Genomic DNA, 26,909 nt, shown 5'->3' with positions numbered 1-26,909 from the left:
TGATCAGGCGAACCAGCGGGGCAGGGTGTCCTCCCACGCGGCACGGGCCTCCGTCAGCGGCAGCGTGAACAGGCCCGCGACCTCGACCGCGGGACCGTGCTCGTGGTCGGCGTCGTCGACCGGCGCGCCGGCACCCGGCGTGCACGACTCGGCCGTCTCACCGAGGCGCAGCACAGGCACACCGCGGGCGGTGCACAGGTCCGCGAACCGGACCTCCTCCGAGCGCGGCACGGCGACGAGCGCGCGGGCCGTGGACTCGGAGAACAGGGCCTCGAACGGCGTCACGCCGTCGCGCTCGCACAGCGCGTCGAGCGACACCTGCGCGCCCACGCCGTAGCGCAGGCTCGACTCGACGAGGGCCTGCGCGAGGCCGCCCTCGGACAGGTCGTGCGCGGCGTCGACGAGGCCGTCGCGGCTCGCCCGCTGCAGGACGGTCGCCAGACGACGCTCGGCCGCGAGGTCGACCTGCGGCGGCAGGCCGCCGAGGTGGTGGTGCACGACGTCCGCCCACGCCGACCCGTCGAGCTCGGCGCGCGTCGTGCCGAGCAGGTACACGGCCTGGCCCGGGGCGGACCAGCCCGACCGGGTCGCGGACGCGACGTCGTCGAGCACGCCGAGCACGCCGACCACCGGGGTCGGGTGGATCGCGGAGTCGATCTTGCCGGGCTCGCCCGTGCCGTTGTAGAGCGACACATTGCCGCCCGTGACCGGGACCTCGAGCTCCTGGCACGCGTCGGCGAGTCCGCGGATGGCCTCCACGAGCTGCCACATCGAGTCGGGGTGCTCGGGGCTGCCGAAGTTGAGGCAGTCCGTGACCGCGAGCGGGCGCGCGCCCGTCGTCGCCACGTTCCGGTACGCCTCCGCGAGCGCGAGCTGCGCACCCGTGTACGGGTCGAGCTTGCCGTAGCGGCCGTTCGCGTCCGTCGCGAGCGCGACGCCCAGCCCGGTCTGCTCGTCGACACGGACGACGCCGCCGTCGTCGGGCTGCGCGAGCGCGGTGTTGCCCTGCACGAAGCGGTCGTACTGGTTCGTCACCCACGACTTGTCGGCCAGGTTCGGGCTGGCCAGGAGCGCCAGGACCGTCGCGCGGATCTCGTCCGGCGTGCCGGGCCGCGCCAGGCCCGCCGCCGTGTCGGCGTTGAGGCCGTCCTGCCACGCCGGGCGCGCGTACGGGCGGTCGTAGACCGGGCCCTCGTGCGCGACCGTCTTCGGGTCGACGTCGACGATGCGGCTGCCGTGGTGGTCGATCGTGAGGCGGCCCGTGCCGGTGACCTCGCCGATCACGGCTGTCTCGACGTCCCACTTGGTGGTGATCGCCAGGAACTCGTCGAGCTTGTCCGGCGCGACGACCGCCATCATGCGCTCCTGCGACTCCGACATGAGGATCTCGCCGGCCGTCAGGGTGGGGTCGCGCAGCAGCACGTTCTCGAGGTCGACGTGCATGCCGCCGTCGCCGTTCGACGCGAGCTCGCTCGTCGCGCAGCTGATGCCCGCCGCGCCCAGGTCCTGGATGCCCTCGACGACCTGTGCCGCGTACAGCTCGAGGCAGCACTCGATGAGCACCTTCTCCATGAACGGGTCGCCGACCTGCACGGACGGGCGCTTCGACGGCTTGGTGTCGTCGAACGTCTCGCTCGCCAGGATGCTCGCGCCACCGATGCCGTCGCCGCCCGTGCGGGCACCGAACAGCACGATCTTGTTGCCCGTGCCGGACGCGTTGGCCAGGTGGATGTCCTCGTGCCGCAGCACCCCGAGGCACAGCGCGTTGACGAGCGGGTTGCCCTGGTACGACGCGTCGAACACGAGCTCGCCGCCGATGTTCGGCAGGCCGAGGCTGTTGCCGTAGCCGCCGACCCCGCTGACCACGCCGTGCACGACCCGAGCCGTGTCGGGGTGGTCGACCGCGCCGAACCGCAGCTGGTCCATGACCGCGACCGGGCGGGCACCCATCGAGATGATGTCGCGCACGATGCCGCCGACGCCCGTCGCCGCGCCCTGGTAGGGCTCGACGTAGGACGGGTGGTTGTGCGACTCGACCTTGAACGTCACCGCCCAGCCGTCGCCGATGTCGACGACGCCCGCGTTCTCGCCGATCCCGACGAGCAGGTGCTCCTTCATCGCGTCGGTCGTCTTGTCGCCGAACTGGCGCAGGTGCGTCTTGCTCGACTTGTACGAGCAGTGCTCGGACCACATCACCGAGTACATGGCGAGCTCGGCGGCGGTGGGGCGACGGCCGAGGATGTCGCGGATGCGCTGGTACTCGTCGGGCTTGAGCCCCAGCTCGGCGAACGGCTGCTCCTGGTCGGGCGTCGCGGCGGCGTGCTCGACGGTGTCGGTCTGGGGGGCGGTGCGCGGTGCAGCGGTGGTCATCGATTCCCTCGGTGGGGGCAGGGACCGGGGGCCGGCAGGCCGCTCCTGGTCCGCGCGCGGGTCGGCAGACGTGGACCAGGGTACCGGCGTGCCGGACGGGGTCGGGGTGCTGTCCGCGGGGCGGCGCACGCTCCGGCACGACCGTGTCACGGGTCGGTGACGACCTGGTGACGAAGGCGACGAACCGGCCACGGGGTGTCCCCGGCCGTTGCTACGGTCGCCCGCATGCCCGACGACCCGACCACCGTGCCGACGCCCCCCACGACGCGGGACGTCGTCCCGCCACCGCCGCTCGGCACCTGGTCGGTCGCCGCGCTCGGGGCGCTCGCCGCCGCCGGTGCGTGGCTCCTGTCCGCGGGCCTGCTGTGGGCGTACTCGGAGGGGCTCGTCCCGGTCCGCGTCGCGGCCCGTCTCACCGCCGCCCTCCTGCCGATGCCGCTGGGGCCGCGACCCGGCCCGGTCGCCGTGTCGACCCTGGTCGTCGCCGTCGTCGGTGCGCTGGTCACCGCGGGCATCGCCCGGGCGGCCCGCCGCGGCACCGTGTCCGCGAGCGCCGTGGTGCTGTCCGGCTGGCTCGCCGCCTGCCTCGCGGGCGTCGCCGGGGCCGCCGTGACCACCACGCAGGTCGGGGCACAGCTCGGCGCCGTCGTCACGTGGCGGTGGGTCGTCTCCCAGGGAGCGACGTGGGGTGTCGTGTGGGGCTGGGTCGTCGGGGTCGTGGTGCTGCTCGCACTCCGGCGTGGCGGCGTGGCCCGACGGGGGGACGTCCGCCCGAGCGCCGTGGCCGCCGCCGTCGTCGCCGGCCTCGTCGCGTCCGCGGGGTGGGCGACGTCGGGCTGGCTCCTCGAGCGCGTGATGACCGAGGTCGGCACGCGGACCGAAGCCCGCTGGCAGGTCACGCAGTGGGCGCTCGCCCTGCTCCCGAACAGCGCCGGTCCGGACCTCGCCTGGTTCGGTGCGCCCTACGTCCGGGCGTACGTGCTCGGTGCCGGGCTGCTCGGGGTCGTCGTCGCCGCGGCGGTCGTGCTCGCTGCGCGCGGGACGGTGCCGGCGCGCGGAGGCGGCCTCGTCGTGCTCGCGGCGTGGTGGGCGTCCGTGGTCGGCGGCATGGTCGCGACGGCCGTCGCGGCGGCGGAGGCGGGCACCCATCTGCAGGGTGCGGACATGGGCGACCCGTTCGGGGTGCTGTCGCTCTACATCGGCTCGTCCGCGTGGCAGGCGTCGGGCTGGGGGCTGATGTACGGGTGGATCGTCGGGCTCGTCGGCTGGCTCGTGCTGCGGCTCGTCAACCGGGCTGCCCCGGCCACGGCCGTCGAGGCACCGCCCACGCCCGACGCCGACGTGCCCGCGACCGCGTCGGCGTAGCTCCGGCAGCCGGGCGGGCCGCCGTTCCCGGTACCGTCGGCCGCATGCCGCGACCGCCCCTGCGCACCCGTGGGTGGCTCGTCGCCCCCGTGTCCGCGCTGCTGGTGGCGTTGCTCGCCGCGTGCTCGGAGGCAGCCCCGGACCCCGCACCGACCACGCCCCGGGCGTCCACGGTCACGCCGTCGCCGACGCCGTCGCCCGCGCCCGCGCCCGACGACTCCGCGGCGGCCGTCCGGCGCGACGGCACGCCCGTGACGTCCGAAGCCGTGACGCTCACGGTCCGCGCGACGCCGCCCGGCACGGTGATCCCGGTCCCGCAGGACGACGGCTCGGTCCGTGCGACGTTCCCGGCCGTGCCGCCGCAGGACAGGACCGTCGCCGTGGTCGCCGCCCCCGAGGGCGCCGTGTGGGACGTGCTGTCCGACGGCACCGCCGTGGTGCGCGACGCCGCGGGCACGCTGCTCGCCGGGGTCACGCCCACCGGCGGGCGGCTGCAGCCGGTCGACGACGAGGTGGCCGCGCTCGTCGTCCCGGATCCCGGCGCGACCGGGGTGGAGCTGTGGGTCGCGACCGTCGCCGTCGAGGACGCCGACTGGGGTGAGCGAGAGGGCGGCAGGTCCCTCGCGGTCACGCCGAGCGCGTGGGCGCGCGCCGGCGGCCTGGCTGCCGAGGCGGCCGTGCGCGAGCAGCTCGTGTCGCTCGAGCCCGAGGCGGGGACGCCGACGATGCAGGCGCAGCTCGCGTGCCACGAGCTCGGCGCACCCGACAAGGCGACGTGGAACCTCGAGCCGTGGCGGCCGGACGTCGGCCCGCTCGACATGCTCGCGGCGCGCTGCAACCCCTGACGCTGCGGCCGCGGGCCGACGCTGCGACGCTGGCCCGAGGCTGAGCTGATCCCGACGCTGCGACCCACGCTCGACGACGAGAGGACCGACCGTGACCGACCCCCGCACCGCACTCGTGACGGGCGCCGCCCGCGGTATCGGCGCCGCGACCGCCCGCCGGCTCGCCGCCGACGGCCTCCGGGTCGCGGTGCTCGACCTGCACGAGGCCGACGCCCGGGGCACCGCCGACGCGATCGTCGCGGACGGCGGCAGCGCGATCGCGGTCGGGGCGGACGTCGCCGACGAGAACGCCGTGCGCGACGCGGTCGGCCGGGTCGTCGACGAGCTCGGGGCGCCGACCGTGCTCGTCAACAACGCCGGGATCCTGCGCGACAACCTGCTGTTCAAGATGACGACGGACGACTGGGACGCGGTGCTGTCGGTGCACCTGCGCGGCGCGTTCCTCGTGAGCCGGGCCGTGCAGCAGCACATGGTCGCCGCCCGGTGGGGACGGATCGTCAACCTGTCGAGCACGTCGGCGCTCGGCAACCGCGGCCAGGCGAACTACGCGGCCGCGAAGGCCGGGATGCAGGGGTTCACCAAGACGCTCGCGATCGAGCTGGGGCCGTTCGGCGTGACCGCCAACGCGGTCGCTCCGGGCGTCGTCGACACCGAGATGACCCGGGCGGCGGCCGCGCGGCTCGGCATCACGGCCGAGGAGTACTTCGCGGCCGCCGCGCGCGACGTGCCCGCCCGTCGCGCCGGGACGCCCGACGACGTCGCCGCCACCGTCGCGTTCTTCTGCTCGGAGGGTGCCGGGTACGTGTCCGGCCAGGTGCTCTACGTCGCGGGCGGCCCGAAGGCGTGACCCTCGGTCGCGTCGACCGCTAGCGTCGACAGGATCCACCCGGAGCGAAGGAGCACGCCGTGGGACGTCTGCACATCGACCTGTTCGTCACGCTCGACGGCGTCGCGCAGGCGCCCGGCGGCCCGGAGGAGGACACCGCGGGCGGCTTCCCGTTCGGCGGGTGGCAGGCGCCGCTGTGGGACGACGTCGTCGACCGCAAGGTCGTCGCCGGCATCGAGCAGATGGACGCGCTGCTGCTCGGCCGCCGGACGTACGACATCTTCGCGTCGTACTGGCCGCAGCAGGAGCAGGGCGAGGACGCGACCGTCGCGCTGCGCCTCAACGCCGTGCCGAAGTACGTCGCGAGCCGCGGGACGCCCGACCTCCCCTGGGCCGGCAGCACGCAGCTCGGACCCGACCTCGTCGCCGAGGTGCGGGCGCTCAAGGACCGGCACGAGAGCATCCACGTCATCGGCAGCGTGGACCTGTGCCAGACGTTGCTCGCCGAGCGCGTGTTCGACGTGCTGACGCTGTGGATGTACCCGGTGGTGCTCGGGCAGGGGAAGAAGGTGTTCCCCGACGGTGCCCGCGCGTCCGGCCTCACGCTGCTCGAGCCGCCCGTCGCGGGGCCGTCGGGCGCCGTCATGCTGCGCTACGGCCCGACGGGCGCCGACCCGGCCACCGGCGACATGACCCAGCCGGACCGCGGCGTCTGACGGGTCGCGCTGCAACTTCCCGGTCGCACCGGTCGTTCACCCCACACGACCGACCACCGACCGGAGGACACCCCATGCGATGCCCCGTGGACCAGGCCGAGCTCGTCATGTCCGAGCGACAGGGCGTGGAGATCGACTACTGCCCGACGTGCCGCGGCATCTGGCTCGACCGCGGCGAGCTGGACAAGATCCTCGACCGCGCCGCCGCGCCGGCTGCTCCCGCCCCCGCGGCGCGCCCGCAGGACGACCGGCGCTACGACGACGACCGGCGCGGCTACGACGACCGGCGCTCGTACGACAGCCGGTACGACGACCGCTCCCGCGGGTCGGACCCGCGTCGCAAGAAGAAGGAGTCGTGGCTGGGCGACCTGTTCGACTTCTGACGCGCCGTTGCCCGGCAGCACGACGACGCCCGCCGCCGGGAGGTCTCCGGGGCGGGCGTCGTCGTGTCGCGCCTCGTGGTGCGCGCCGTCGTGCGCCGGGTCAGCGCACGTGCTTCTCCGGCACCGGGGCGTCGCCGGACGCCCGCTGCGCCTTGAGGTAGGCGCGGGCCTCGTCCTGCCGCTCGGCCTCGGCACCGGACGCGATCGGCGCCCGCAGGTGCTCCTGGCCGTAGCCGAACGCGTCGACGAGGTCCTGCGCGTGCGGTCGCAGCCTGACGAGCAGCCGGTCGATGTACGACGTCACGGTCCGCGCCCGCCCGGCCGACAGGCGACCGTTGACGAGGTACCACGCGAGGTGCCGCTCGACGAGCGTCAGGCCGAACAGGTCCCGCACCCACGTGAGCACCTGGCGGGTGCCCGGGTCGGTGACGCGCTCGAGCGCCGCCGTGAACGACTCCCACTGGACGAGCTCGGCGTGCGCGCGGGCCGCCTCGACGAGCTCGTGCTGGTGCTGGTTGAACAGCGACGCGGCGGTCGCGGGGTCGGCCTTCTGGGCCGGCCGCAGGGCCTGTGCGATCTCGGCGACCATCGTCTCGACGCGGTCGACGAGCAGCGCGCGCTGCGTGGCGGTCTCGCGCAGCTGGCCGGCCGAGCGGCGCGCGTCGCCCACGTCGGCGATCGTCTGGACGGCGCGGTGCAGCGGCGTGCGGAACCGGGCGGCGTCGGCGGCCCGCTCGGCGACGAGGCGGGCGACCTTGACGGCGTCGAGGTGCTTGAACGACTTGCCGTAGTCGGTGAGCAGCCGCTTGCCGACGAGCTGCAGCAGCACGGTGTTGTCGCCCTCGAACGTCGCGTACACGTCCATGTCGGCCCGCAGGCCCGTGAGCCGGTTCTCGGCGAGGAACCCGGCGCCGCCGCAGGCCTCGCGGCACGTCTGCAGCGTCCGCAGCGCGTGCCAGGTCGACGCCGGCTTGAGCGCCGCCGCGAGCGTCTCGAGGTCCTCGCGGGTCTCAGGGGTGTCGTTGCGGCCGCTGAACACGTCGTCGAACGCAGCCAGCAGGTCCTCGTGCGCGAACCCGGCGGCGTACGTCTCGGCGAGCAGCGGCAGCAGGCGGCGCTGGTGCTCGGCGTAGTCGAGGAGCACGACCTCCTCGGTCGGCGAGGCCGACGCGAACTGGCGGCGCTGGTTGCCGTACGTGATCGCGATCGTCAGGCCGAGCCGCGACGCGGTGACCGCCGCGCCGTCGAGCGAGACGCGGCCCTGCACGAGCGTGCCGAGCATCGTGAAGAACCGACGGCCCGGGCTCGCGATGGGCGACGAGTACGTGCCGTCCTCCGCGATGTCGCCGTACCGGTTGAGCAGGTTGGTCCGCGGCACGCGCACGTGGTCGAACCACAGCCGCCCGTTGTCGATGCCGTTGAGCCCGCCCTTGAGCCCGTCGTCCTCGCCGCCGACGCCCGGCAGGAACTCCATGGTCTGCGGATCGCGGATCGGCACGTACACCGCGTGCACGCCGTGGTCGACGGGCTTGCCGCCGGGAGGCGCCGTGATGAGCCGCGCGAACACGACCGCCGCGGTGCCGTGCACGCCCGCGTTGCCGAGGTAGTCCTTCCACGCGGCCCGGAACGGCGTGTGGACCACGATCTCCTGCGTCTGCGGGTCGTACGTCGCGGTCGTGCCGATCGCGGCGACGTCCGAGCCGTGGCCCGTCTCCGTCATCGCGAACGCGCCCGGCACCGCGATCGACAGCGCGTCGGCGAGGAACTCGTCGTGGTTGCGCTCGGTGCCCAGGTGGTAGATCGCCGACGCGAACAGCCCCCACTGCACGCCCGACTTGATCTGCAGCGACGGGTCGGCGTGCGTGAGCTCCTCGAACCGGGCGAGGAAGCCGCCGTGGTCCTCGGCACCGCCGAACTTCACCGGGAACGACCGGTGCACGTCGCCCTCGGCCGCGAGCAGCCGCAGCTGGCCGAGCACGCGCTCCCGGTGCTCCGCGAGCGTCTGCCCGGGGACCTGGTGGAACCGCTCGTCGCTCATCAGCCGGCGGGCCGCGAGCCGCAGCTCCGGGTAGTGGCCGAGCAGGACGTGCTGCAGGTGCTCGACGTCGACGCCGGCGAGCTCGGCGTCGAGGTCGGTGGGCTCGACCGCGGACGGCGTACGAGGTGCGGTGGTGGTCATCGGTTCTCCTGCGTGGGATCGGCCGGGAGTGCGTCGGCGAGCGGGTGCGACAGGTCCAGCGAGGTGTGGTCGGCTGCGGTCGGGTCCTCTGGGTGCGCACGGCCGCGGTCGCGGGCGAGCAGGCCCACGGGGCCGGCCCAGAGCCAGGCGGCGACCTGGGCGGTGATGGTCTCGCGGTCGGGGCTGCCGGGTTCGTCGCGGTGGGCCAGCCACCACTCGCCGGCGCCCCGCACGAACCCGACGGCGCCGGCGGCCCAGGACTCGGCGAGGGCCACGCGGGCGCGCAGCGCGGTCTCGTCGTCCTCGTCGGCCTCGGCCTCCGGACGGCGAGCGGTGCGGCGACCGTCGCCCGCGTCCTCCGTGAGCCCGCGTGCGAACGGCGCCGCGACGAGCGCGGTGACGGAGTCGAGGAAGTGGCCCAGCGGCCCGCCGGACTCGACCGAGCCGTTGCGGGTGACGAACGCGTACACGTTCGGCGAGGACTCGATCATCTCGAGGTAGACGGCGACCATCGCCCGCAGGCCGTCGCGCGGCGTGGGCGCGACCCGCAGCACGCCCTCGAGGGCGCCCTGGATCTGCAGCACGACGGCTTCGGCGACGGCGATCTGCAGGCCAGTCTTGTCGGCGAAGTACCGGTAGACGATCGACTTCGACGTGCCCGCGGCGGCGGCGATCTCCTCCATGGAGACGTCGGCGCCCTGGTGGTGGACGGTGCGGCGGGCGATCCGGACGAGCTCCGCGCGGCGGGCCTCGCGGTGGTCGGCCCAGCGGGTGGAGCGGCCGTCGACGGCGAACTGGTCGGTCGGTGGCGCCGCGCGCGGGGGGTTCGGTCGAGCGCCCCGACCGGGGGCCGGGGCGTCGCTGCTCAGCAGGGTGAGGGCCGGCGTCGTCGCCGGGCCCGGTGTGACAGGGCTCACGAGACCGAAGGTATCAGGTACTGTCGGTCCTGGACACAACACCCGGGACTTACGTCCCTTCCATCACTGACGATGCGAGAGGAACGCCTGATGGCAGCCTCCACCCCGAAGTCCCACACCGGCGCAGCCGCCGCTGCTACCGGCGCGCGTCGCGCCCTGGTGCTCGGCGGCAACCGGATCCCGTTCGCACGCGCCGGAGGCGCGTACGCCCACGCGAGCAACCAGGACATGCTCACGGCCGCGCTCGACGGGCTCGTCGCCCGGTACGGCCTGCAGGGCGAGCGCATCGGCGAGGTGGCCGCCGGCGCCGTGCTCAAGCACAGCCGGGACTTCAACCTCACGCGCGAGTCGGTGCTCGGCTCGGCCCTGTCCCCCGAGACGCCCGCGTACGACCTGCAGCAGGCGTGCGCGACCGGGCTCGAGACGGTCATCTCGCTGACGAACAAGATCCGCCTCGGCCAGCTCGAGTCCGCGATCGCCGGCGGGGTCGACTCGACGTCCGACGCGCCGATCGCCGTCTCCGACCGCCTGCGCCGGGTGCTGCTCGACCTGTCGCACGCCAAGACGACCGGGCAGAAGCTCGCCGCCGCCGCCCGGATCCGCCCCAAGGACCTCGCGCCGGCCGCCCCGCGGACCGACGAGCCCCGCACGGGCCTGTCCATGGGCGAGCACCAGGCGCTCACCACCGCGCAGTGGGGCATCACGCGCGAGGCGCAGGACGAGGTCGCGCTGCTCAGCCACCAGCGGCTCGCCGCCGCATGGGACGCCGGGTTCTTCGACGACCTCGTCACGCCGTTCCGCGGGCTGGTCCGCGACGCGAACCTGCGCGCGGACACGTCGATGGAGAAGCTCGCCAAGCTCAAGCCCGCGTTCGGCCTGTCGCTCGACACGCCCGCCACGATGACGGCCGGGAACTCGACGCCGCTCACCGACGGCGCGTCGACCGTGCTGCTCGGGTCCGACGAGTGGGCCGCCGCGCACGACCTCACGCCGCTCGCGGTCGTCGTCGACGCCGAAGCAGGGGCCGTCGACTTCGTGCACGGCGTCGACGGGCTGCTCATGGCCCCCGCGTTCGCCGTGCCGCGGCTGCTCGCCCGCAACGGGCTCACGCTCGACGACTTCGAGTACGTCGAGATCCACGAGGCGTTCGCGTCGACCGTGCTCACGACGCTCGCCGCGTGGGAGTCCGAGGAGTTCGGCCGCGAGCGGCTCGGGCTGTCGGGGGCGTTCGGGAAGGTCGACCGGGCGCGGCTCAACGTGCACGGGTCGTCGCTCGCGGCGGGGCACCCGTTCGCCGCGACGGGCGGACGGATCGTCGCGACCATCAGCAAGGAGCTGCACCGCCGGAAGGCCGCCGAGGGCGGCACCCCGCGGGCGCTCGTGTCCGTGTGCGCAGCCGGCGGGCTGGGCCTCACCGCGATCCTCGAGGCGGCCTGACCCCATGACCGACACGTACCTCACCCTCGTCAACAGCGGGGTCACGAAGAAGCTCGCGCAGCAGCTCGGGCTGCCCCAGCCTGCTCCCCTGCGCCGGTTCCGCGCGGGGCAGCCGCTGCTCGACGGGCCTGCGCTCGTGCTCGGGCCGGGTGCCGACGCGGACGCGGTCGCCGCACTGCTGTCCGGCGGGCCGGGCACCGGCTGGGACCTCGACGTGCACCGGCACGCCGTGCCGGAGACCCGGTACGCCGCCGTCGTGCTCGTCCTCACCGAGGTCGTGCACCCGACCGCGCTCGGCGAGCACGTGCTCGCCGCCGCTGCCGTGCTCAAGAAGCTCGCGCGCGGCGGTCGCGTGGTCACGGTGTCGCGCGAGGCCACGGCCGACGACGCACCCGCCGTGGCCGCCGCTCGTCAGGGGGTCGACGGGCTGCTGCGGTCGCTCGCCAAGGAGCTGCGCGGCGGAGCGACCGGCAACGGGATCGTGCTCGGGGGCGACGTGCCGGTCGACGCCCCGTCGGTCGTCGGCGCGCTGCGGTTCTTCCTGTCGGCGCGGTCCGCGTTCGTCGACGGGCAGCTGCTCGCGGTCGACTCGTCGGCCGGGTCGCTGCCCGAGGACTGGGACCGGCCGCTCGCCGGGCGGGTCGCGGTCGTCACCGGGGCCGCCCGAGGCATTGGCGCGTCGATCGCCGACACGCTCGCGCGCGACGGCGCGACCGTCGTGGCGGTGGACGTGCCCGCTGCCGGCGAACAGCTCGCGGCCGTCGCCAACCGCGTGCGCGGCACCGCGCTGCAGCTCGACGTCACCGCCGACGACGCGGGCGCCCGGATCCTCGAGCACGCGCTGCAGCGGCACGGGCGGCTCGACATCGTGGTCCACAACGCCGGCATCACGCGCGACAAGCTGCTCGCCAACATGACGCCCGACAAGTGGGACTCCGTGCTCGCGGTCAACATCGCCTCGCAGCTGAAGATCAACGAGGCGCTCCTGACGTCCGGCGACTTCACCGACGCGCCGCGGATCGTGTCGCTCGCGTCGACGTCGGGCATCGCGGGGAACCGCGGGCAGACGAACTACGCGGCGTCGAAGGGTGGCGTCATCGGCATGGTCCGTGCGACGGCTCCCCTGCTCACCGCGTTCGGCGGCACCGCCAACGCGGTGGCCCCCGGGTTCATCGAGACCGACATGACGGCCCGGATCCCGGCCCTCACGCGGCAGGTCGCCCGGCGGCTCAACTCGCTCCAGCAGGGCGGGCTGCCCGTCGACGTCGCCGAGACCGTCGCGTTCCTCGCGTCACCCGCCGCCGGCGGCGTCGTCGGGCGCGTGCTGCGGGTCTGCGGGCAGAACATGGTGGGCCAGTGACGTCCGGTGAGCCCATGGCGCCCGCTGATGCCGTGACCTCGACCGTCGTCCTGCCGGACGTCCCCGGGCTCGCGGGGGTCTACGCCCGCGGGGCCGGGGCGTCCGGGCGGCTGGCCGTCGCGCGCCGCCTCGGCCGTGCGCCGTCCGCGCTTCCGCCCGTCGTGTACGCCGTGGACGGTGTGCGCGCGGACGCGTCGCGGCTGACCGAGTACCAGCACCTGCTCGGCGAGCCCGCGTCCGACCGGCTGCCCGCCGGGTTCGTGCACGTGCTCGCGTTCCCCGTGGCGACCGCCCTCATGGCGCGCACCGACTTCCCGCTGCCGCTCGCCGGGCTCGTGCACCTGAGCAACCGGGTCGAGCAGCGTGCGCCCGTCCTCCTGCACGACGCGCTCGACGTCCGGGCCTGGGCCGAAGGGCTGCGCGCGCACCGGAGCGGGACGCAGGTGGACCTCGTGACCGAGGTGCGCGTCGGCCCCTCGCTGGTGTGGCGAGGCGTCTCCACCTACCTGGCTCGGGGCGTCCGGCTCGGGGTCGACGGTGCCGCTCCCGACGAGGACCGAGACGAGTTCGTGCCGCCCACGCCGACCGGACGCTGGCGTCTCGCCGCCGACACGGGTCGCCGCTACGCCGCCGTGTCCGGCGACCGCAACCCCATCCACCTGACCGCGCTGTCCGCGAAGGCCCTCGGCTTCCCGCGCGCCATCGCGCACGGCATGTACACCGCCGCCCGGGCCCTCGCCGACGTGGGCGCCGCCCGCGGCGACGCGTTCGTGTGGTCCGTCGACTTCGCGAAGCCCGTCCTGCTCCCCGGGACCGTCACCGTGCGTGTCGCGCACGACGACGCCGACGGCTTCACGTTCGCCGGGTGGGACGCCCGCTCGGGCAAGCCGTACCTCACCGGCACCGTGGTGCCGTACGGCGGCTGACGGTCAGGCGTCGGCTGGGGCCGGGGTCAGCCGGGCGAGCAGCCCGTCGCGGACCGCGGGCCACTCGTCCGACAGGATCGAGAAGTACGCGGTGTCGCCGCGGGAGCCGTCGGGCGCGACCCGGTGGCTGCGCAGCACCCCCTCCGGCGTCGCGCCGAGGCGGGTGATCGCGGCGATCGACCGGGAGTTGCGGGCGTCGGCGCGCAGCGCCACCCGCACGCACCCCCACGTCTCGAACGCGTGCCGCAGCATGAGGAGCTTGCACGCCGGGTTGTTCGACGTGCCCCACCAGCGCGGCGCGTAGTACGTGTGACCGATCTCGACGCGCGCCATGCGCGGCTCCCAGTCGTAGAACGACGTGCTGCCGCGGACCTCGCCCGTCGCCGCGTCGAGCACCGCGAACGCGAGCCGGCCCGGGGTCGCCGTCGCCGCATCGATCGTCGCCTCCACGCCGGCCGTCCCCACCGGGACCGGCGACGTCATGCCGCGCCACAGGTCGTCGTCGATGAACGCCGCGAGCTCGGGCGCGTGCGACGCGTGCAGCGGGACGAGGCGGGTGCCGAAGCCCTCGAGGGTCAGGTCGTGCAGCATGCGGCGATGGTGCCACAGCCGCACAAGGCCGATTCCGCGCGCCCGGTCAGCTCACCACGTACGACAGGACGAGCAGCACCGCACAGATGCCCGACAGGACCAGGCCGGTGACGGCTCGTCCCATCCCGACTGCCTTCGGGTAACCCTCGGCTCGGATGGCGCGGGCCTTGCTGACGGCCTTGACCCCCAGCCAGATCGCCAGACCCGACGCGATCGCGTAGTCCGTGAACAGCAGGATGAGGACCACGGCGATCCCGGCGACGAGCGCACCCGTGGCCAGGCCGTTCTTCGGCTTGTCCATCGTGAACGCACCCGACGCGGACCAGGTGCCGGAGGGGGACGGCGCACCGGGGTAGGTCGGGGCCGCGCCCGGGTACGTGGCGCCGCCCGGGTACGTGGCAGCGCTCGGGTACGTCGTCGTGCTCGGGTACGTCGTCGTGCTCGGGTAGGTGGCGCTGCTCGGGTACGTCGTCGTGCTCGGGTACGTGGCCGCGCCCGGGTACGACGTCGTGCTCGGGTACGGCGTCGCGAAGCCCCCTGCGTCGGCCGTGGCAGACGGGTAGCCGGGAACGCCGCCGACCGCCGGCGACGGGTACCCCGGGACGGCGCCGGTGGCCGAGGTGCCGCCCGCCGCCGGTTCCGCGGACCCCGCGTGGGTGTGCTCCGTCCAGCGGCTGCCGTCCCACCACCGGTGGGCACCAGGGGCGTGCGGATCCGGGTACCACCCGGCGACGGGCGTGCTCTCGGCCTGGCCGGACGCGGTGCTCACACGCGTCGTATCGGCACGTCACCGCGCCGACTTCAGCCGGACGCCGATCCGTCGCCCGCGCGAACCCGGGGCGTCAGTCGTCGAGGGCGGGGCCGCACGCGGCGGCGGCGGTGGCGGCGAGGTGGTCGAGGCCGTGCACCTCGACGAGCGGCCGCGTGTCGTCCACGACCGCCCAGCACGCGTCGACGACCTCGTACCGCGACGACGGCCCGTCCGTGAGGTAGGTGCGGAGCGCGTCGACCAGGCGGTCCACGGCCTCGCTCGTCGTCCCGACGCCCACCGACGCGCGGATCGCGCCACCCGTCGCCCCGAGGTGGGCGAGCAGGGGGTGCGCGCAGAACCGACCATCGCGCACGCCGATGCCGTGCTCGGCCGCGAGGTAGGCGGCGACCAGGCCGGCGTCGTGGCCGGGGACGGTGAACGTGAGGACACCGACCGGGTCGGCTGAGTCGGGCCAGATGCGCGCGATCTCGACCCCCTCGACGGTCGACAGGCCCTCGACGAGACGGCCGCGCAGGGCCTCCTCGTGCGCCGTGAGCGCGCCGGCCGGGAGCGCCGCGAGCTGGTCGCACGCCTCGGCGAGCGCGATCGCGCCGAGGACGTTCGGCGAGCCGGCCTCGTGACGCGCGGGCGCAGGCTGCCAGATCGTCCGGTCGGAGCGGACGTCGCGCACCGCACCTCCCCCTGCGAGGTACGGCGTGCCCGTGTCGAGCCAGTCGCGGCGGCCCACGAGCGCGCCCGCACCGAACGGCGCGTACGTCTTGTGACCGGAGAACGCGACGTAATCGGCGTCGGTCGCGGCCAGCGAGAACCCGCGGTGCGGCACGAGCTGGGCGCCGTCGACGGCGACCCGGGCACCTGCCGCGTGCGCGATCGCGACGACCTCGTCGACCGGGAGCGACTCGCCCGTCACGTTGGACGCGCCCGTGACGGTGACCAGGGCGTACGGCAGGCGGGCCAGCTCGGCGCGCAGCGAGCCGAGCGTCTCGGCGACGGTCTTCTCGATGGGCAGGATCGTCGTGGTGTTGCCGTGCCGGCCGCCCGAGTGCACCCAGGGCAGCAGGTTCGCGTGGTGCTCGACGTCGAGGACGAGCACACGGCCACCGGCGGGCACCACGCCGGCGAGCAGGTTGAGCGAGTCGGTGGTGTTGCGCGTGATGATCGCGACGTCGTCGGGCCGCGCGTCGACGAACCGGGCGATGGCCTGCCGGGACGACTCGTACAGCGCGGTCGAGACCTGCGACAGGTACCCGGCGCCGCGGTGCACCGACGCGTACAGCGGCAGCACCTCGGTGACGCGGGCGGCGACGGCCTCGAGGGCCGGGGCGCTCGCGGCGTAGTCGAGGTTGGCGTAGACGCGCTGGGTGCCGTCGACGAGGGGCACCGTGGTGTCGGCGCCGACGACGGGCAGCAGCGGGCCGACGTGCGGGAGCGTCGCGGTCGCGACGTCGGCACAGGACTCGCGCTCGGCGATGACGGTCATGGTGGTCCTCCACAGGCTCGGGGGGACACCGTGCCTGGTGGACCCCGCGCTTGCCGGACGCCGGACGGCGACCAGCCAGGTCGTCACCCGGGGCACCCCGCCGCGGAGGAGGGTTGCCGGCCAGCGAGCCGGGGCTTCGCGCTGGCGCTCATGACCTGGAAAGAGGGTCGCCAAGGTCGCCTGGTCGTGTCAACGGGACGCCCCGCGCGTCTCGGATGACGGGACACCGTGTCCAGCACTTGGAGGGCGTCGGCGCGTCCGCGTAGCATCGCCCCACCATCCAGAGCGGCCGAGAGATCTGGCTCGACGACGCCGCAGCAACCCGCGGGCACCACGTGCCCGGCCGAGGGTGCTACCGCCAGGACCGATGGAGGCGAGATGAGCTACGCAGGCGACCTGACCCCGCAAGAGGCGTTCGACCTGGTCACGACTGACGAGCGCGCGCTGCTGGTCGACGTGCGCACCGACGGCGAGTGGACGCAGATCGGCATCCCCGACGCGGACGCGCTCGGAGGGCGCGCCGCGTTCGTCGAGTGGGTGCAGGCGCCGTCGGGCCGCCAGAACCCGCAGTTCCTCACGCAGCTCGCCGAGGCGGGCCTCGCCCCCGGCGACGAGCGGCCCGTCGTGTTCCTGTGCCGGTCCGGCGTGCGGTCCGTCGCGGCCGCGCAGGCGGCGACGGCGGCCGGGCTCGGCCCGGCGTACAACGTGCTCGACGGCTTCGAGGGCGGCATCGGGCCCGACGGGCAGCGCGGGCACGAGGGCTGGCGCGCCGCCGGCCTGCCGTGGCGGCAGCGGTGAGCGCCCGGCCGGACGGCGTCCGGGTCCCCGGTCCGCTCGACTGGGACGACCGTCGCGCCTCCCGCGACAGCCTGCGACCCGACACGCTCGCCGTGCGCGGCGGCCTCGTGCGCTCCGAGTTCCACGAGGTGTCCGAGGCGATCTATCTCACGCAGGCCTACACGTACGACTCGGCGGCCGAGGCCGAGGCGGCGTTCGCGGGCGAGCGGGACCGGTTCCTGTACTCCCGGTACAACAACCCGACCGTCTCGACGTTCGAGGAGCGGCTCCGCCTGCTCGAGGGCGCCGATGCCGCGTACGCCACCGCGACCGGCATGTCGGCCGTGTTCACCGCGCTCGCCGCCGTCCTGCAGCAGGGGTCGCGCGTCGTCGCCGCCCGCGCGCTGTTCGGGTCGTCCGTGGTGATCTTCGACGAGATCCTCGCCAAGTGGGGCGTGCGCACCGACTACGTCGACGGGCACGTCCTCTCCCAGTGGGAGGAGGCGCTGTCGACGCCCGCGGACGTCGTGTTCTTCGAGACGCCGTCGAACCCCATGCAGGACCTCGTCGACATCGCCGCCGTGAGCCGGCTCGGGCACGCCGCAGGGGCGCTCGTCATCGTCGACAACGTGTTCGCGACGCCCGTGCTGTCCCGGCCGCTCGACCTCGGGGCGGACGTCGTCGTCTACTCGGCGACCAAGCACATCGACGGGCAGGGGCGGGTGCTCGGCGGGGCGATCCTCGGCAGCGAGGAGTACGTCCGCGGGCCCGTCCAGACGCTCATCCGCAACACCGGGCCGTCGCTGTCCGCGTTCAACGCGTGGGTGCTGCTCAAGGGTCTCGAGACCCTGTCGCTGCGCGTGCGGCACCAGACGGCGTCGGCCCTGCGGCTGGCGACGTGGCTCGAGCAGCAGCCGGGCGTCTCGCTCGTCCGGTACCCGTACCTGGCGTCGCACCCGCAGCACGCGCTCGCGCTCGCGCAGCAGTCCGGCGGCGGGACGGTCGTGACGTTCAACCTGCGCGTGCCCGAGGGCGCGTCGGCCGACGTCGCGAAGAAGGCCACGTTCGGCGTGCTCGACTCGTTGCGGATCCTCGACATCTCGAACAACCTGGGCGACGCGAAGTCGATGGTGACGCACCCCGCGACGACCACGCACCGCAAGCTCGGTGCCGAGGGGCGCGCGAAGGTGGGGATCGCCGAGTCGACCGTGCGGCTGTCCGTGGGGCTCGAGGACGCCGACGACCTGATCGCCGACCTCGCGCAGGCGCTGGACCGGCTGCCCGACTGACGGCGGAGGGCTGCGTGGTGCCGAGGTCCTGCGCCCGACCCGGACACGCTGACCGTGGCCCCACGCCTCCGGTGCGCGGTTCACTGGGCCGGTGACCGTCACCCCGCCCGCGCGACGTCCGACCCACGGCGTCGCTCCCGTCGCGCGCCTCGGCGTCGGCGTCCTCGTGGGGGTCGTGGTGGCGCTCGTCGTCCGGTGGACCTCGCCGGTCGTCGCGGTGCTCGCCGGGTGGGCGACGACCGGGGTGCTGTTCTGCGTCACCACGTGGGCCGTCGTCGGACCGATGGACCCGCGCCAGACGGCGGCGCACGCGGTCCGCGAGGAGCCGACCCGGACCGGCGCGCACCTCGTCGTGATCGCGGGGGCGATCGTCAGCCTGGCCGGCGTCACCGTCGTGCTCGTCGGTCCCGACGACGGCAAGGCGCTGCCGACGCTCGCGGTGGTCGCGAGCGTCGTCGCGTCGTGGGCGGCGATCCACACGGTGTTCGCCCTGCGGTACGCGCGCATGTACTTCGGCGGGACGCCGGGCGGCATCGACTTCCACCAGGACGAGCCGCCGCGGTACACGGACTTCGCGTACGTCGCCGTGACGATCGGGATGAGCTTCGCGATCTCCGACACGGACCTGGAGTCCTCGGCGTTCCGCCGGACGGCGTTGGCCCACGCACTGCTGTCCTACATGTTCGGGACCGTGATCATCGCGCTTGTCGTCAACCTCGTCGGCGGCCTCTGAACGGCTCAGAGCCGGACGGTCTCGTTCTCGCCGCCGTCGTACCGCTCGTGCTTCACCGCGGCCTTGACGAGGCTCAGGGCGGTGGCGAGCCGGCCGCCTGCGGAGTCCCAGTACTCGGCCGTCTGCCCGTGCAGCACCACCAGCACGAGGCCGGGCGTCTCCGGGCCGTCGGGGTACCAGGCCTGGGCGGTCGGTCCCCACAGCTCGCGGGCCTTCGCCGTGTCGCGGACCACCTCGGCCGGCCCCGAGACGGAGACCCACGACGAGCGGTCGGCGAACGCGGCGTTCGCGGGGCTGCCGTGCTCGATCTCGTCCACCTTGTGGCTGTCGGCGTCGGCGAAGAACCACAGGTCGCCGTCGAAGTCCACGTCCTGCACGCCCATCGGCCGGCTCACGAGGCTGCCGTCCGCCGCGACCGTGGTGAGCATCGCGATGCGGGCGTCCTTGATGAGCTCGGCGACCTTGGCCACGCGCGACTCGACGTCGTCGTCCTGCGTCTCGCGCTCCCGCACGTCGTCCTGCGCCATCGCGACCTCCTCGTCGGGCCTCCGGCGCGGAGACGGCCGGAGGCGGTCGAGCCACGGTAGGTCGACCGTGCCCCGACCGCACCCGGACCCGGCTGTTCTCCGAGGGTCAGCGCACCCACTTCTCCCCCGCCTCGACCGAGACCGTGAGCACGTTCTCGGGCGGCGGCACGGGGCACGTCGCGAACTGCGTCAGACCGCACGGCAGGTTGGCTGCGCGGTTGAGGTCGAGCGTCACCGTGCCGTCCTCGGCGACCGGGCCGAGCGTGAGCGTGCGGGACGCCGGGTAGGTCGTGACACCGCTCGTCGCGTCGCGGAACAGCACGCCGAGCCCGCGGGCCCCCTGGTCGAACACGGTGAGCGCCTGGTCGATGCCGTCGATCGCGAACCGCACGACACCGACCGCCCGGTGGTGGTGCTCGAGGCCCTCGACGACACCGCCGGTCGTCACGCGGCGCGGCTCGTCGAACCGTTCGAGCCGGCCGGTCACGACCCACCGCTCGTCGGGCGCGTACGTCGGGATGCCCTCGAACGCGGCGAGCTGCGGGGCCAGCGGGTCGTGCACGCGCACGATCACGTGGCCCGTGCGACGGGCGACCTCGAGCAGCAGGTCGCCCGAGCGGACGTGCAGGCCGGGGGCGCCCTCGACCGGGTCGAGCTCGGCCGTGCCGTCGACGACCGTGCCGTCGGCGAGCGTGAGGCCGTCGGTGTCCGCGGCCTCGAGGCGCAGGACGCCGCCGACCGGCGCCGACCAGCGGCCGGGGACGCCGTCGAGCGTGACCGGCTCGGCCGTGAGCCAGTGGATCGCGGTGATCGCGACCCAGCCGTGCGGGTCGCGGTAGTAGGCCTCGCGCGCGTCGTGCCAGGCCTGCCAGTCGGCGACGAACGTGTCGGTGTCGGTCGTGGTGGTCATGCGGTCCTCCTCGGTGCGGTCCGGACGGTCAGGAGACGGTGGCCAGGGCGTCGGCGGTGCGGCCGAACGCGTCGGCCGGCGGGAGACCCAGGTGGCCGCGCAGGGTGGTCCCCTCGTAGGACGTGCGGAACGAGCCGCGCTCCTGCAGCAGCGGCACGACGCGGTCGACGAACTCGTCGAGCCCGTGCGGCGTGAGGTGCGGGACGAGGATGAACCCGTCGGACGCGTCCTCCTGCACGTACCGGTCGATCTCGGCGGCGACGTGCGCGGGCGTGCCGACGAACGAGTGCCGGCCGATCACCTGGATGACGAGCTCGCGGATCGACAGGCCCTTCGCCTCGGACAGCTCGCGCCACTGCTTCGCCACCACGAGCGGGTCGCGGAAGAATCCGGCCTTGCCTTGCGTGACCGACGGCGCGTCCGTCACGGGGTCGACGTCCGGGAGCGGACCGTCGACGTCGTACGCGGACAGGTCCTGGTTCCACACCTGCTCGACGAACGCGCGCGCGACGCTGGGCCGGACCTGCTGGTGCTGGATCTCGCGCAGCCGCTCCTCGGCCTCCGCGGCCGTGTCGCCGAGCACGAACGACGCGCCCGGGAGGATCTTGAGGTCGTCGGGCCGGCGGCCGTACCGGGCCAGGCGGCCCTTGACGTCCGCGTAGAACGCCTGACCGTCGGCGAGCTCGCTGTGCCGCGAGAACACCGCGTCGGCGACCTGGGCGGCGAGCTCGCGGCCGCCGTCCGAGTCGCCCGCCTGGATGATGACCGGGTGGCCCTGAGGGGGGCGCGGCAGCGACGGGACGGCCTCGATGTCGACGAGCCGTCCACCGGTCCGCACGGTGCCGAGCGCACCGGGCCGGACGAAGTCGCCCGTCGTGGCGTCGGCGACCACGGCATCCGGCGCCCACGCGTCCCACAGCGCACGCGCCGCCTCGACGACCTCGCGCGCCCGCTCGTACCGGTCCTCGTACGCGAGGTAGCCGCCTCGCCGGAAGTTCGCACCGTGGAACGCGTCCGACGACGTCACGACGTTCCACGCCGCCCGGCCCGCCGACAGGTGGTCGAGCGTCGCGAACTGCCGCGCGAGCTCGTACGGGTCGTTGAACGTCGCGTTGATGGTGCCCGCGAGACCGACGTGTGTCGTGACGCCCGCGAGCGCGGCGAGCACCGCGTACGTGTCCGGGCGGCCGACCACGTCCTGGTCGACGAGCTGCCCGCGGTGCTCACGCAGCCGCAGACCCTCGGCGAGGAAGACGAAGTCGAACAGCCCGCGCTCGGCGGTCGCGGCGAGGTGCTGGAAGGACGCGAACGACGACTGCGTCTCGGGGCGGTGGGACGGGTCGGTCCAGACGGTGTGGTGGTTGACGCCCGGGAAGTGGGCGGCGAGGTGGATCTGCTTCTTCGGCATGGGGTCGCTCTCGGGGTCTCGTGCGTGGTCGCGGGCGGGCTCAGCGGGCGGTCGCGTACCGGCTGGCGGGGCGGGCCAGGCCGAGCACGTCGCGCAGCGTGCCGCCGGGGGTGGGCTCGACGAGCAGGCCGCGGTCGCGGAGCAGCGGCGCGACGCCGTCGGCGAGCAGCGGGAGGTCGGTCGCGTGCGCGAGCGACCGGACGGTGGCGCCGTCCGCGCCGGTGCGCGCGACGAGGTCCACGAGGCCGTCGGCGACGCCGAGGACCCCACCGACCAGCTCGTTCGCCGCCGGGCGGCGGCGCGTCAGGTCGTCGAGCGTCCGCAGCCGGGCACCCGCCTCGGAGTCGACCGCGCCGAGCAGCACCTCGACGTCCACCAGCACCGTGACGGTGGCGGGGTCGCGGCCCGCGTCGGCCACGGCGGCACGCACGGCGTCCACGCGGGCGGGCGTCGCGTCGTCCAGCGCGACCCGCACCACGTCCGCGCGCCGGGCCGCGACCGCCAGCGCGCGCGGGTCGTCACCGCGGAGCACCAGCACCGGGCGACCCTGCGGTGAGCGCGGCGTGATCGACGCACCGTGCACGGAGAAGAACTCGCCGCTGAACTCGATCGCGTGCACGCGGTCCCGGTCGATGTACCGGTCGGCGACCTCGTCGAGCACGATGGCGTCGTCCTCCCACGAGTCCCACAGCCGGGTGGCGACCTCGATGACGTCGTCGGCCTCCCGCCACGCCGCGTCGACGTCGCGCGGCGTGCGCTCGTCGTACCGGCGGGCCTCGTCGTCCGCGCCTGGCGTCCCGTCCGCCGCTGCGATGCCGACCTGCACCGCGCCGCGGCCGAGGCTCACGTGGTCGACCGTCTGCACGGCCTTGCCGACGTGGAACGGCTCCAGGTACGTCACCGGGACCACCGGGGCGAGGCCCGCGCGGCTCGTCACCGGGCCGAGCAGCGACGCGACACCGATCGCGTCGAGCCCGCCGACGAGCGCGCCGTGCTGCTCGCGGACAGGGGCGCTGGTGTCGTCGAGCACGACGAGCGTCGCGCCCGCCCGCTCGGCGTGCTGCGCCAGCCGCACCCAGTAGGGGGCCGTGAACACCTGGGCGGCGTCGGCGTGCGGCAGCCGCCACGCCGCCGGGTGGACCCCCGCGCCGGACAGCTCGACGGCGAGGCGGAAGGGACGTGCGCGACTCATGCGGTTCCTCCATCGGCCTGGCAGGAGCACCCGCACCGACCAGGTCGGGGGTTGCTGCGACGTCGACGAGCCAGGTCTCTCGGTCGCTCGGGATGGGCGCGCGCACGGTACGTACGCGGACCCGTCCTGCCTAGGGATGGAGTCGGTCGTCCCGCGATCCGAGACGGGCCGCGCCGCTGGTCAGGGCCGGAGGAACCCGGTCAGAGCTGCTTGCCGAAGCAGAGCGACGTGAAGTCCGCGCCGTACGGGCCGAACGGCACGACCGGGCGGTAGCCGAGCGACAGGTACAGCCCGACGGCCTCGGGCTGCCGGATGCCCGTCTGGAGCACGATGCTCGTCATGCCCTGCGCGCGGGCGTCCTGCTCGATGACGTCGAGGAGCGCCCTCGCCGCCCCGGCGCCACGGGCCGAGTCGTCGACATAGAGCTTCTTCAGCTCGCCCGAGCCCGCCGGATAGCCGTCGCGGGCCAGCCGGAGCGCCGCCGTCCCGACCGGGCGGCCATCCACGCGGGCGACCAGCGTCGACACGACACCGATCCCCTGCTGGGCGTCGTCGGCGTCGTACCCGATGCCGTCCTCGACCTCCGCGACGTACGCGGGGTACCGGACGGAGTTCCACGCCCACATCGCCCGGCGCAGGGCAGCGGCGTCCTCGTCGTCCCACGTCACGTGCTCGACGGTCACCCGCGACTCGTCGATCGTCTCGGCGCGGCTCACGCGAGCAGCCTGGGGGGCGAGGGACTTCTCGAAGCAGCGCGAGTCCATGACCTCGGCGTACTCGCCGAAGTTGTCGATCGACCGGTAGCCGGCCCGCAGGTACAGGCCGATCGCCTCGGGCTGCAGCACACCCGTCTCGAGGACGAGGCGCTGCCAGCCGAGGCCGGTCGCGATCCGCTCGAGCTCCGCGAGCACCGTGCGGGAGTGGCCCTGACCGCGGCGCTCCGGCAGCACGAACATCCGCTTCAGCTCACCGGTCCCGGCGCCGAGCTCGTCCGACGCGTCACGGATCGCGCCGCACGCGACGGGCTCGCCGTCGACCCGCAGCAGCACCATCGCCGCGATCGACTCGCCCGTCATGGTGTGGCCGATGTCGTCGTCACCGTACCGGGCGCGCAGCTCCGCCTGCTGGGCGGTGCGCAACCGGGCGGCGTCCGGGTCGTCCCAGTCGACGACGACGAGCTCGGTGGTCCGGGTGGTCGAGCTCATCCGCCGGTCAGCCGACGAGCGCGTGCAGGACCGACGTGAAGAACCGCAGGCCGTCCGTGCCCGTGCGGGGGCCGCGAGCACCGTCGGGACCGAAGCCCGGCTCCACCGCGTGCTCGGGGTGCGGCATGAGGCCGACGACGTTGCCGGCCGCGTTCGTGATGCCGGCGATGCCGCGACGCGAACCGTTGGGGTTCACGTCCTGGTACCGGAAGACGACCCGGCCCTCACCCTCGAGCTCGTCGAGCGTGCGCTCGTCGGCGACGTACTGGCCGTCCTGGTTCTTCAGCGGGACCGTGATCCGCTCGCCCTGCGTGTAGTCGCGCGTCCACGCGGTGTCGACGTTCTCGACGGACAGCACCTGCTCACGGCAGACGAAGTGCAGGTGGTCGTTCTTGATCATCGAGCCGGGCAGCAGGTGCGCCTCGGTGAGGACCTGGAAGCCGTTGCAGATGCCCAGCACCGGCAGGCCCCGGTGCGCGGCGTCGACGATCTCGCCCATGACCGGCGCGAACCGGCTGATCGCGCCGGCGCGCAGATAGTCGCCGTACGAGAAGCCACCGGGCAGGACCACGGCGTCGACGCCGTGCAGGTCGGCGTCGGCGTGCCAGAGGGAGACCGCCTCGGCACCGGCGAGCCGGACCGCGCGGGCCGCGTCCCGGTCGTCGAGCGTGCCGGGGAACGTGACGACGCCGATGCGGGCCATCAGGCCGAGACCTCGGTGTCCTCGTAGACCGCCACGACGTCCTCGATCACCGGGTTCGACAGGACCTGCTCACCGGCGGCGCGCGCGGCGGCGAGGATCTCCTCGGTCACCGGCCCGTCGACCTCGAGCTCGAACCGCTTGCCCTGGCGCACCCCGGCGAACTGGCCGAAGCCCAGCCGCGGCAGTGCACCGGCGACGGCCTTGCCCTGCGGGTCGAGGATCTCGGGCTTCGGCATGACGTCGACGACGACTCGTCCCACGGGGGTGCTCCTGTGTTCGCGCGGCGGTGGGGGGTCGGCGGTCAGTGTAGCCAGTCGGGACGGAGGCCCTTGGCGGTGTCCGCGGACCGACGACGACGGCCGGTCGGGCGTTCCCGTCGAGGGCGTGGGTTGTCGTCGAGGACGTGGGTTGCAGGCCACGGTCTCGACGAGAAGCAACGGCCTCGGCGGCGGCGGGCCTGCCGGGCGTCCGGGGCTCGTCACAGCGTCCGGTGCGCCCACCGCCCCGCGACGAGGGTGCCCGACACCGGCATCCCGCGCAGCGCCCCGACGGAGGCCCCGAGCACCAGCGGGTCCGCGTCCAGCACGGCGAGGTCGGCGGGGTCCCCCACTCGCAGGCCGAGCGGCCGTCCGTCGACGGACGACGCGAGCGCCGCGAGCACGTCGATCCGCTGCTCGGGATGCCACGCGTCGCGCCCGTCGCGCGCCCGCCACACGGCGGCGTCGATCGCAGCCCACGGGTCGAGCGGCGCGACGGGTGCGTCCGACCCGAGCGCGAGCCGCACGCCGGCCCGGTGCAGCGCGCCGAACGCGAACGCCCGTCCCGTGCGGCCGGCCCAGTGGTGGTCGGCGACGTCGCGGTCGTCCATGGCGTGCTCGGGCTGCACGCTCGCGACCACGCCGAGGTCGGCGAACCGGGCGACGTCGGCGTCGGTGAGCAGCTGCGCGTGCTCGACGGACCCGGTCGCGCCCGTCGCGGCGAACGCGTCGAGCACGTGCGCGTTGGCGGCGTCGCCGATCGCGTGGATCGCGCACGACAGGCCGTGCGCGCGGGCGTACCCCATGAGCGGGACGAGCCGCTCGGGCGGGACCGAGAGGACGCCGTGGTTCGTCGTGCCGGGGTAGGCGTCGTGGCAGTACGCGGTGCGCGTGTTGAGGGAACCGTCGGTGATGACCTTGAACGGGCCCTGCTCGACGAGGTCGGCGACCCGGTCGCCGGTGTGCAGGTCCTCGCGGACGACGCGGTCGAGGTAGTCCTCCCAGACACCGGCGCGCACCCGGACGGGCGGGGTGGGACGGCGGCGCCACACGGCGAGGTTGTCGGCGATCTCCAGGTCGACGACACCGACGACTCCCCGCGCGGCGGCGGCGTGCAGCGCGTCGGCGACGAGCTCGTCGGCGACGTCGTCGGGCACGTGGTCGACGACGCCCTGCAGCGGGAGCCACTCGGACTCGCGCAGCAGCCCGGTGGGGTGCGTGACGCCGAGGAACCGCAGGCCGGCGGTCGACGCCCACGCACAGTGCAGGTCGCCGGACACGAGCACGACGGGCACGTCCCCGGTGACCTCGTCCAGCAGGGCCGCCGTCGGCGCGTCGGGCCAGAGGGCGTCTCGGAAGCCCGCACCGACGAGCGGCAGACCGTCGGGCGGCGGGTCGGCGGCCACCCGTCGGGCGACGAGTGCGACCGCCTCCGCTGCAGAACGAGCGCCCGACACGTCGAGCCGACGGCGGGCGAGCGCCCACTGCGTGAGGTGCGTGTGCGCGTCCCAGAGTCCGGGGACGACGAACCGGCCGTCGAGCGCGACGCGCTCCGTCCGCGGGTCGACGCCGAGGGACGCGCCGATCGCGGAGACCCGCCCGTCGCGCACGAGCACGTCGACCGGCTCGGGCTCGCCGACGCGCCGCGCACCCGTCAGGACCAGGGGGTGATTTGTCGCAAATGTGATGTTCCTCACACCTCCGTCGTCGCTAGCCTCGTCTGCCTGAGAGCACGGTAGGG

25 protein-coding genes and 3 riboswitches are annotated in these 26,909 nt (G+C 74.5%); of the genes, 11 read left to right on the top strand and 14 right to left on the bottom strand.

Annotation, left to right across the window (positions count from 1 at the left end; genetic code table 11):
* Positions 1 to 3: 3 nt before the first annotated feature.
* Positions 4 to 2,370: a phosphoribosylformylglycinamidine synthase subunit PurL gene (gene purL / locus J7523_RS09810; RefSeq protein ID WP_291885582.1), complete on the bottom strand. Its 2,367-nt coding sequence runs from the start codon at positions 2,368 to 2,370 to the stop codon at positions 4 to 6.
* A 225-nt stretch (positions 2,371 to 2,595) separates the two neighbouring features.
* Here purL and J7523_RS09805 point away from each other — a divergent pair, with 225 nt between their 5' ends.
* From J7523_RS09805 to J7523_RS09785, 5 genes are all read left to right on the top strand, one after another.
* Positions 2,596 to 3,735: a hypothetical protein gene (locus J7523_RS09805; RefSeq protein WP_291885579.1), complete on the top strand. Its 1,140-nt coding sequence runs from the start codon at positions 2,596 to 2,598 to the stop codon at positions 3,733 to 3,735.
* Between the two features lie 44 nt (positions 3,736 to 3,779).
* Complete coding sequence (locus J7523_RS09800; RefSeq protein ID WP_291885577.1) at positions 3,780 to 4,580, top strand: DUF2599 domain-containing protein; 801 nt, start codon at positions 3,780 to 3,782, stop codon at positions 4,578 to 4,580.
* Positions 4,581 to 4,671: 91 nt separating this feature from the next.
* Positions 4,672 to 5,427: an SDR family NAD(P)-dependent oxidoreductase gene (locus J7523_RS09795; RefSeq protein ID WP_291885575.1), complete on the top strand. Its 756-nt coding sequence runs from the start codon at positions 4,672 to 4,674 to the stop codon at positions 5,425 to 5,427.
* Between the two features lie 59 nt (positions 5,428 to 5,486).
* Positions 5,487 to 6,122 carry a dihydrofolate reductase family protein gene (locus J7523_RS09790; protein WP_291885572.1) on the top strand — a complete coding sequence of 212 codons (636 nt, stop codon included), beginning with the start codon at positions 5,487 to 5,489 and terminating at the stop codon, positions 6,120 to 6,122.
* Positions 6,123 to 6,196: 74 nt separating this feature from the next.
* Positions 6,197 to 6,505, top strand: a complete 309-nt coding sequence (locus tag J7523_RS09785) for a zf-TFIIB domain-containing protein (RefSeq protein ID WP_291885570.1) — start codon at positions 6,197 to 6,199, stop codon at positions 6,503 to 6,505.
* A 100-nt stretch (positions 6,506 to 6,605) separates the two neighbouring features.
* On the opposite strand, the gene J7523_RS09780 is transcribed toward J7523_RS09785, so the two are convergent.
* Both J7523_RS09780 and J7523_RS09775 read right to left on the bottom strand, forming a co-directional pair.
* Positions 6,606 to 8,684: an acyl-CoA dehydrogenase gene (locus J7523_RS09780; protein ID WP_291885567.1), complete on the bottom strand. Its 2,079-nt coding sequence runs from the start codon at positions 8,682 to 8,684 to the stop codon at positions 6,606 to 6,608.
* Positions 8,681 to 9,601 carry a TetR/AcrR family transcriptional regulator gene (locus J7523_RS09775; protein ID WP_291885564.1) on the bottom strand — a complete coding sequence of 307 codons (921 nt, stop codon included), beginning with the start codon at positions 9,599 to 9,601 and terminating at the stop codon, positions 8,681 to 8,683. Before J7523_RS09775 ends, J7523_RS09780 begins: the two co-directional genes overlap by 4 nt.
* A 90-nt stretch (positions 9,602 to 9,691) precedes the next feature.
* On the opposite strand from J7523_RS09775, the gene J7523_RS09770 reads away from it, so the two are divergent.
* The 3 genes from J7523_RS09770 to J7523_RS09760 are packed head-to-tail and all read left to right on the top strand — an operon-like array spanning position 9,692 to position 13,324.
* Complete coding sequence (locus J7523_RS09770) at positions 9,692 to 11,038, top strand: acetyl-CoA C-acetyltransferase (RefSeq protein ID WP_291885563.1); 1,347 nt, start codon at positions 9,692 to 9,694, stop codon at positions 11,036 to 11,038.
* A gap of 4 nt (positions 11,039 to 11,042) precedes the next feature.
* Entirely contained in the window at positions 11,043 to 12,398 is a 1,356-nt protein-coding gene (locus J7523_RS09765; RefSeq protein WP_291885560.1) for a 3-oxoacyl-ACP reductase, read from the top strand.
* 14 nt (positions 12,399 to 12,412) lie between these two features.
* A complete protein-coding gene (locus J7523_RS09760; RefSeq protein ID WP_291885557.1) occupies positions 12,413 to 13,324 on the top strand; it encodes a MaoC/PaaZ C-terminal domain-containing protein in 912 nt (303 codons plus the stop codon).
* A 3-nt stretch (positions 13,325 to 13,327) separates the two neighbouring features.
* Here the strand turns inward: J7523_RS09760 and J7523_RS09755 are convergent, their stop codons facing one another.
* From J7523_RS09755 to J7523_RS09745, 3 genes are all read right to left on the bottom strand, one after another.
* Entirely contained in the window at positions 13,328 to 13,915 is a 588-nt protein-coding gene (locus J7523_RS09755) for a GNAT family protein (protein WP_291885554.1), read from the bottom strand.
* 46 nt (positions 13,916 to 13,961) lie between these two features.
* Positions 13,962 to 14,684, bottom strand: coding sequence for a DUF2510 domain-containing protein (locus J7523_RS09750; RefSeq protein WP_291885551.1), 723 nt, complete (start codon positions 14,682 to 14,684; stop codon positions 13,962 to 13,964).
* Positions 14,685 to 14,757: 73 nt separating this feature from the next.
* On the bottom strand, positions 14,758 to 16,167 hold the full coding sequence (locus J7523_RS09745) for an aminotransferase class V-fold PLP-dependent enzyme (RefSeq protein WP_291885549.1): 1,410 nt from the start codon (positions 16,165 to 16,167) through the stop codon (positions 14,758 to 14,760).
* Between the two features lie 41 nt (positions 16,168 to 16,208).
* Positions 16,209 to 16,323: riboswitch (SAM riboswitch) on the bottom strand.
* 117 nt (positions 16,324 to 16,440) lie between these two features.
* Positions 16,441 to 16,541: riboswitch (SAM riboswitch) on the top strand.
* Between the two features lie 4 nt (positions 16,542 to 16,545).
* Here J7523_RS09745 and J7523_RS09740 point away from each other — a divergent pair.
* The 3 genes from J7523_RS09740 (at position 16,546) to J7523_RS09730 (ending at position 18,966) form a co-directional block, all read left to right on the top strand.
* Positions 16,546 to 16,965, top strand: a complete 420-nt coding sequence (locus J7523_RS09740) for a rhodanese-like domain-containing protein (protein ID WP_291885547.1) — start codon at positions 16,546 to 16,548, stop codon at positions 16,963 to 16,965.
* Positions 16,962 to 18,233, top strand: coding sequence for an O-succinylhomoserine sulfhydrylase (locus tag J7523_RS09735; RefSeq protein WP_291885544.1), 1,272 nt, complete (start codon positions 16,962 to 16,964; stop codon positions 18,231 to 18,233). The genes J7523_RS09740 and J7523_RS09735 overlap by 4 nt, the downstream gene beginning before the upstream one ends.
* 91 nt (positions 18,234 to 18,324) lie before the next feature.
* Complete coding sequence (locus J7523_RS09730; RefSeq protein WP_291885541.1) at positions 18,325 to 18,966, top strand: DUF1345 domain-containing protein; 642 nt, start codon at positions 18,325 to 18,327, stop codon at positions 18,964 to 18,966.
* 5 nt (positions 18,967 to 18,971) lie between these two features.
* On the opposite strand, the gene J7523_RS09725 is transcribed toward J7523_RS09730, so the two are convergent.
* From J7523_RS09725 to J7523_RS09690, 8 genes are all read right to left on the bottom strand, one after another.
* Positions 18,972 to 19,493, bottom strand: coding sequence for a pyridoxamine 5'-phosphate oxidase family protein (locus tag J7523_RS09725; protein ID WP_291885538.1), 522 nt, complete (start codon positions 19,491 to 19,493; stop codon positions 18,972 to 18,974).
* 106 nt (positions 19,494 to 19,599) lie between these two features.
* Positions 19,600 to 20,403: a DUF1684 domain-containing protein gene (locus tag J7523_RS09720; RefSeq protein ID WP_291885535.1), complete on the bottom strand. Its 804-nt coding sequence runs from the start codon at positions 20,401 to 20,403 to the stop codon at positions 19,600 to 19,602.
* A 28-nt stretch (positions 20,404 to 20,431) separates the two neighbouring features.
* Positions 20,432 to 21,811 (bottom strand): NtaA/DmoA family FMN-dependent monooxygenase, encoded by a 1,380-nt coding sequence (locus J7523_RS09715; protein ID WP_291885532.1) that lies wholly within the window; start codon positions 21,809 to 21,811, stop codon positions 20,432 to 20,434.
* A gap of 40 nt (positions 21,812 to 21,851) precedes the next feature.
* Positions 21,852 to 23,003, bottom strand: coding sequence for an LLM class flavin-dependent oxidoreductase (locus J7523_RS09710; RefSeq protein WP_291885529.1), 1,152 nt, complete (start codon positions 23,001 to 23,003; stop codon positions 21,852 to 21,854).
* A gap of 6 nt (positions 23,004 to 23,009) precedes the next feature.
* A riboswitch (SAM riboswitch) is annotated at positions 23,010 to 23,102 on the bottom strand.
* Between the two features lie 101 nt (positions 23,103 to 23,203).
* Positions 23,204 to 24,208 carry a GNAT family N-acetyltransferase gene (locus tag J7523_RS09705; RefSeq protein WP_291885527.1) on the bottom strand — a complete coding sequence of 335 codons (1,005 nt, stop codon included), beginning with the start codon at positions 24,206 to 24,208 and terminating at the stop codon, positions 23,204 to 23,206.
* A 7-nt stretch (positions 24,209 to 24,215) separates the two neighbouring features.
* Positions 24,216 to 24,911 carry a phosphoribosylformylglycinamidine synthase subunit PurQ gene (gene purQ, locus J7523_RS09700; protein ID WP_291885525.1) on the bottom strand — a complete coding sequence of 232 codons (696 nt, stop codon included), beginning with the start codon at positions 24,909 to 24,911 and terminating at the stop codon, positions 24,216 to 24,218.
* A complete protein-coding gene (gene purS / locus J7523_RS09695) occupies positions 24,911 to 25,171 on the bottom strand; it encodes a phosphoribosylformylglycinamidine synthase subunit PurS (RefSeq protein WP_291885522.1) in 261 nt (86 codons plus the stop codon). The genes purQ and purS overlap by 1 nt, the downstream gene beginning before the upstream one ends.
* A 218-nt stretch (positions 25,172 to 25,389) precedes the next feature.
* Entirely contained in the window at positions 25,390 to 26,865 is a 1,476-nt protein-coding gene (locus tag J7523_RS09690) for an amidohydrolase (RefSeq protein ID WP_291885519.1), read from the bottom strand.
* Positions 26,866 to 26,909: the final 44 nt, after the last annotated feature.

The sequence above is a fragment of the Cellulomonas sp. genome (assembly GCF_017744555.1).
In the GTDB taxonomy this organism is placed as follows: domain Bacteria; phylum Actinomycetota; class Actinomycetes; order Actinomycetales; family Cellulomonadaceae; genus Cellulomonas.
Note: the sequence above shows the minus strand (reverse complement) of the source record. Positions and strands in the feature narration are given on the sequence as shown.

Excerpts from the sequence above, each read along its gene's own strand:
- J7523_RS09785 (WP_291885570.1), top strand. The coding sequence starts at position 6,197 with ATGCGATGCCCCGTGGACCAGGCCGAGCTCGTCATGTCCGAGCGACAG.
- J7523_RS09725 (WP_291885538.1), bottom strand. The coding sequence starts at position 19,493 with ATGGCGCAGGACGACGTGCGGGAGCGCGAGACGCAGGACGACGACGTC.
- J7523_RS09780 (WP_291885567.1), bottom strand. The coding sequence starts at position 8,684 with ATGACCACCACCGCACCTCGTACGCCGTCCGCGGTCGAGCCCACCGAC.
- J7523_RS09720 (WP_291885535.1), bottom strand. The coding sequence starts at position 20,403 with ATGACCACCACGACCGACACCGACACGTTCGTCGCCGACTGGCAGGCC.
- purQ (WP_291885525.1), bottom strand. The coding sequence starts at position 24,911 with ATGGCCCGCATCGGCGTCGTCACGTTCCCCGGCACGCTCGACGACCGG.
- J7523_RS09800 (WP_291885577.1), top strand. The coding sequence starts at position 3,780 with ATGCCGCGACCGCCCCTGCGCACCCGTGGGTGGCTCGTCGCCCCCGTG.
- J7523_RS09755 (WP_291885554.1), bottom strand. The coding sequence starts at position 13,915 with ATGCTGCACGACCTGACCCTCGAGGGCTTCGGCACCCGCCTCGTCCCG.
- purL (WP_291885582.1), bottom strand. The coding sequence starts at position 2,370 with ATGACCACCGCTGCACCGCGCACCGCCCCCCAGACCGACACCGTCGAG.
- J7523_RS09765 (WP_291885560.1), top strand. The coding sequence starts at position 11,043 with ATGACCGACACGTACCTCACCCTCGTCAACAGCGGGGTCACGAAGAAG.
- J7523_RS09705 (WP_291885527.1), bottom strand. The coding sequence starts at position 24,208 with ATGAGCTCGACCACCCGGACCACCGAGCTCGTCGTCGTCGACTGGGAC.
- J7523_RS09760 (WP_291885557.1), top strand. The coding sequence starts at position 12,413 with ATGGCGCCCGCTGATGCCGTGACCTCGACCGTCGTCCTGCCGGACGTC.
- J7523_RS09745 (WP_291885549.1), bottom strand. The coding sequence starts at position 16,167 with ATGACCGTCATCGCCGAGCGCGAGTCCTGTGCCGACGTCGCGACCGCG.
- J7523_RS09740 (WP_291885547.1), top strand. The coding sequence starts at position 16,546 with ATGAGCTACGCAGGCGACCTGACCCCGCAAGAGGCGTTCGACCTGGTC.
- J7523_RS09715 (WP_291885532.1), bottom strand. The coding sequence starts at position 21,811 with ATGCCGAAGAAGCAGATCCACCTCGCCGCCCACTTCCCGGGCGTCAAC.
- J7523_RS09805 (WP_291885579.1), top strand. The coding sequence starts at position 2,596 with ATGCCCGACGACCCGACCACCGTGCCGACGCCCCCCACGACGCGGGAC.
- J7523_RS09710 (WP_291885529.1), bottom strand. The coding sequence starts at position 23,003 with ATGAGTCGCGCACGTCCCTTCCGCCTCGCCGTCGAGCTGTCCGGCGCG.
- J7523_RS09770 (WP_291885563.1), top strand. The coding sequence starts at position 9,692 with ATGGCAGCCTCCACCCCGAAGTCCCACACCGGCGCAGCCGCCGCTGCT.